The organism is Candidatus Symbiopectobacterium sp. (genome assembly GCF_020054415.1).
In the GTDB taxonomy this organism is placed as follows: Bacteria; Pseudomonadota; Gammaproteobacteria; order Enterobacterales; family Enterobacteriaceae; genus Symbiopectobacterium.
Genome location: NZ_JAHWCO010000346.1, coordinates 1 through 2,612 on the forward strand (window position 1 = coordinate 1; position 2,612 = coordinate 2,612).

At 45.8% G+C, this 2,612-nt stretch carries 1 protein-coding gene and 4 pseudogenes; 2 read left to right on the forward strand and 3 right to left on the reverse strand.

Annotation, left to right across the window (positions count from 1 at the left end; translation table 11 throughout):
* A partial coding sequence (locus QZ506_RS10250; protein ID WP_291970891.1) for an Rpn family recombination-promoting nuclease/putative transposase occupies positions 1-253 on the reverse strand: 253 nt, incomplete at its 3' end.
* A gap of 132 nt (positions 254-385) precedes the next feature.
* On the opposite strand from QZ506_RS10250, the pseudogene QZ506_RS10255 reads away from it, so the two are divergent.
* A pseudogene (locus tag QZ506_RS10255) lies at positions 386-514 on the forward strand (type II toxin-antitoxin system RelE/ParE family toxin); the annotation flags it as partial.
* Between the two features lie 234 nt (positions 515-748).
* Here QZ506_RS10255 and QZ506_RS10260 read toward each other — a convergent pair.
* Positions 749-1,654 (reverse strand): annotated as a pseudogene (locus tag QZ506_RS10260) (site-specific integrase); the annotation flags it as partial.
* Positions 1,655-1,780: 126 nt separating this feature from the next.
* Positions 1,781-2,041, reverse strand: a pseudogene (locus tag QZ506_RS21565) (integrase); the annotation flags it as partial.
* Positions 2,042-2,475: 434 nt separating this feature from the next.
* On the opposite strand from QZ506_RS21565, the pseudogene QZ506_RS10275 reads away from it, so the two are divergent.
* A pseudogene (locus tag QZ506_RS10275) lies at positions 2,476-2,612 on the forward strand (IS256 family transposase); the annotation flags it as partial.

Genomic DNA, 2,612 nt, shown 5'->3' on the forward strand with positions numbered 1-2,612 from the left:
TACTCTGGTGCTCGATCAATGTGTAGACATAACCTTTCCCCGTTTTTGTCTGCACGGAATACAGCATATCCGAACACTGGGTGCGCAGGTCGTCTTCGATAAAGCTGCCCGACTCCATTGCCAACGTACTGAAGTCGCAGCGTTCACGCAGGTGGGGCGGAAGATGGATTTCCAGAAAGTCACGTGCTACAGCTATATCGCCGAGGAACTTTTTGAACAGCGAGTCATGTTGTGAGAGTGAGGATGTTGTCATTGGCACAGTATACCTTGGTCAGGTTACGGTATTCCATAGAAATCCCGGTCCTCAACGAGCTGGGGTGACTGTCAGTGCCACTGCGAGAACTGTTCTAGCTTAGACTTATGCCAGCGGGTAGCTTTGTTGAATAAAATCAAGCTGAGATCGTCAGGATATAGTTTTGTGTACGAAGTTTGCGATGATCGGGTTCTGTTGCTGGTGATTACGGTAGGAAAACGCGCCGGGGATGAGGTTTATAACCAGGCTGATAGTCGGTAGTGATGAGTATTTGAAAGTGTCATATTGGTGACGTCACTATAGTGACATGATAGCGTCATCAATATGCTTTCATTTGCCTATTTTGTCACTGTGAATGCAGGATAAGCCATTAATTACAATAAGTTATATTTAATTCTACGTTCTTCTAAGCCGTAGGTCGTAGGTCGTAGGTCGTAGGTCGTAGGTCGTAGGTTAGAATACTACAGTGCGTACCAATAAAATCAATCTGTTAGACTATTTTTCAATAGCCGCCTTTTCAAAGTGGGACGGATTTGGGACGCGACCGCTAAAAATCGTATCAATTTGCCGTGCATGCACTGTGAGATGGTTTGGAGCTAGGTGCGCATATCGCTGTACCATTTCTATGCTTTCCCAGCCTCCCATTTCCTGCAATGCAGACAGGGGGACACCTGACTGAACTAACCAGCTTGCCCATGTATGACGCAGATCATGAAATCGGAAGTTTTCAATTCCTGCACGTCTCAGCGCTGCTCTCCAAGCCGTATTTGAATCAACACGCATTTTCCGTACTGATGCTGTAGCCGTGCCATCATTTCTTTTAACTGCTGTTGTGTGAACAAACACTAAATTATGATGATGGCCTATCTGCCGTCTCAGCACTGCACATGCCATATCATTCAGCGCAACTCCGAAAGCTCGCCCTGACTTACTATCTTCCGGATGAACCAAAGCGACCTTGCGCGGCATATCTACTTGCTGCCACTTTAGGTTGACAATGTTAGAACGACGAAGACCTGTTGATAACGCGAATTCTACGATAGACTTAAGAGGGGCGGGGCATTCTTCAATCATCCTTTGGGCTTCTGCGGGCTCGAGCCACCGTACCCGCTTATTTCTCTCTTGTGGAACCTTGATAACAGGTGATTTTTCTATCCACTTCCATTCACGTTCAGCTGCTCGCATGATAGATTTCATCAATGCAAGGTGCTTGGCTTTTGTTGAAGTAGAAACCGGCTCTGGCGTATGGTCACCAATGTCGATCCTTTTTTTACTCATAGCCGCCGCTTTTTGATGCCAGTGTGCTTCAGATTTTCTGTTCTTCATATTACTCACGGCTGCATAAATTTTCGCCTCCGTGATATTTTTAAGCAAAAAGCCTTCAAAATGCATAAGCCAGAAGGCTTTGTTATAAGAGGGCCAGTTGGTGATTTTAAAATTTTGTTTTGCCATGGAGACCTGATTTTGAAACAACTGTGGTGATCTGCTCCGATGATTACCCAAAAGTTCTATTTATTCAACAAAGCCAAGCCAGAATCCAATGCGGCCCTTGTCGGTATCAAGGGATTTTTTATGCGATTTCTCTTCAAGCAAGCGCAGACAAGCTTTATAGAAACTTACCTCGGGAAAGTCACCCAGCTTATCTATCCGCCATAGTTCAGCTTTTCGACAGTCGTGGAACTCCTGAGCTTGTTTTCTGTACGTTGTTCCAAGAGATTCTTTAATACGCTTGCCGCCCGGCGTCGTGTAGTTGCCGTACCAGACGTTACCTCTGCGGAATAATGACATGCTTTTTTCTCCTCATGTGCATCAACCACGCTCACAGCGACAGTGTGCATAGGATTGTTAAGAGCCGCAATACATGCCTGCGGAGTAATGAGATAAGGTGACTTAGGCTTGGAGGGATTTTTGCGAGTGGCAACAAGCCGTCCAGAGCTGATCCAACTCTTTGCTGTTGGGCGAGAAATACCAAGAAAAATACATGCTTTACCTAGCGTAAATGTATACGCCTCCATGATGATTTACCTCTGCTAAAATTAGGCAACTGCGCCGTTCGTCATGACGGCAAGCGGGTGGGGAATGACCAATCGAAGAAATGCGTTGGTGAAGGTGATTTCAGGCTGTAACAGCCTTGATTAAGGTGCTGGGGGGAGCCTGTACACGAGATTGCGTAATTGCCTGATTTTGATATGTTCAATCCAACATCAAAAGCAGGTTACTTTATGGACGAAAAACAGTTACAGGCTCTGGCTAACGAGCTGGCCAAAAATCTCAAAACCCCTGACGATCTCAACCAGTTTGATCGCCTGCTGAAAAAGATCAGCGTTGAAGCTGCCCTTAATGCTGAAATGACCCATCA